Annotated in this window: 3 protein-coding genes; 2 read left to right on the top strand and 1 reads right to left on the bottom strand. The window is 58.9% G+C overall.

Going from position 1 to position 1,417, the window contains the following annotated elements; all coding sequences use genetic code 11:
- A partial coding sequence (locus tag B7G66_RS18485; RefSeq protein ID WP_206778206.1) for a hypothetical protein occupies nt 1-190 on the bottom strand: 190 nt, incomplete at its 3' end.
- Between the two features lie 438 nt (nt 191-628).
- On the opposite strand from B7G66_RS18485, the gene B7G66_RS17545 reads away from it, so the two are divergent.
- Both B7G66_RS17545 and B7G66_RS14500 read left to right on the top strand, forming a co-directional pair.
- Entirely contained in the window at nt 629-1,018 is a 390-nt protein-coding gene (locus B7G66_RS17545; RefSeq protein ID WP_003621601.1) for a hypothetical protein, read from the top strand.
- Between the two features lie 76 nt (nt 1,019-1,094).
- Complete coding sequence (locus tag B7G66_RS14500) at nt 1,095-1,295, top strand: hypothetical protein (RefSeq protein WP_225578748.1); 201 nt, start codon at nt 1,095-1,097, stop codon at nt 1,293-1,295.
- Nucleotides 1,296-1,417: the final 122 nt, after the last annotated feature.

Below are 1,417 nucleotides of genomic sequence, written 5' to 3'. Positions count from 1 at the left end.
CAGAGCCAGAGCCAGAGCCAGAGCCAGAGCCAGAGCCAGAGCCAATCCCGGAAACCGGGCACGGGCCGGAGTCAAGACCGGGATAATCCCCGGGTTGGGGCCTGTCACACGCCAATGCTGCACCCGGCAAGATGTTCGGCAAGAGATCCCGCAGGCCCCCGACCGACCAGTCACGATGGCCAGAGGCCACGTTGACCGGATCAGGACAGTAACCCCCTGAAGCAACAAAAGTTTTTTAAAAAATGTTTGAAAGATACGGCATTTCCAAAAATGCACGGCAACGCCTGACATCTTTCCCCATTCATTATCACGGGGCATGTCCAGACATTATTCCAAGAGATTGTTTGAAAACACATCATTGATAAAAAACAGGAAAAGTTTTCGGGCGCCTCCCTTTTGCAAAAAAGCGGTTCCTTCTGAAGGCTTTTTAGGAAAATCTTCACCAAAATCTTTATAATTTCAGGATGTTATCGAGCCTTTCTTTTCAAACAGCCTCCAAAAACCACCACTCTTTCAATATGATATTGGCTCGCTCTTTTCATCCCTCCTGCCACGCCAAACCCATCCCCCTGCCCGGGCGTTGGCACGGATACACCCATGGCGATAGCAGGACAAAACAGGACAGGTCATGCGACAATTTTCATTTGCGGGGATATTCCTGCCACATGGGGGACGTGCACACAGGATATTGCTTGGGGGAATGGTGCTGGGGGGCCTGCTGGCTGGGGGCATGATGGCACTGCCCGGCGCATGGGCGCATGAACCCACCCGGCAGCAGCAGGCCCGCGCATGCCGGGGCGACGCGCTGCGTCTGTGTGCGACCTCCATCCCCGATGAAGCCCGCATCACCGCCTGCATGCAGCGCAAGATCGACCGCCTGTCGCCACGCTGTCGCGCCATGTTCCATCCACCCGGCATGCCCGCGTCCCCGTCGGGAAAGGTAACGCGGGCCACCCCCTCCGTCACGCCGCCACCCACGCCGCGCGCCACGTCATCAGGCGACCGGCGGCCGGTATGACCCCTTTCGCCGGCGGTACACGCAACCCGGCGCACCCCGGCGCGTTTTCCCTGCTCCCCCCACCAGGAGCCCATACATGACACGAACACGCGCGATGACCGTCCTGATGCTGTCGGTGACACTGGCCTGTACCGGCCTTGCCGGGTGCAAGCGCCATCATGAGACAGCGGGCGAAAAGCTGGATAAATTCGGCAACAAGGTGCAGGACACCTTTGACCCGCCCAAGGGTCCGGCGGAAAAGGTGGGACGCAGCATCGACCGCGCCACGGGCGACTGACACCCACCCAAGCAAGGTCGCAGGGACGGGACCGTGGCATGTGCGGGCCCGATACCCGACCGGCGTTACAAGGGTTTGGAGACTGTTTGAAAAGTCAGGCTCGATAACACCCTGAAATTATA

Source organism: Novacetimonas hansenii JCM 7643 (assembly GCF_000964405.1).
Taxonomy (GTDB): Bacteria; Pseudomonadota; Alphaproteobacteria; order Acetobacterales; family Acetobacteraceae; genus Novacetimonas; species Novacetimonas hansenii.
The sequence above is the reverse complement of the archived record's forward strand: the minus strand, read 5'-3'. Positions and strand labels throughout refer to the sequence as shown.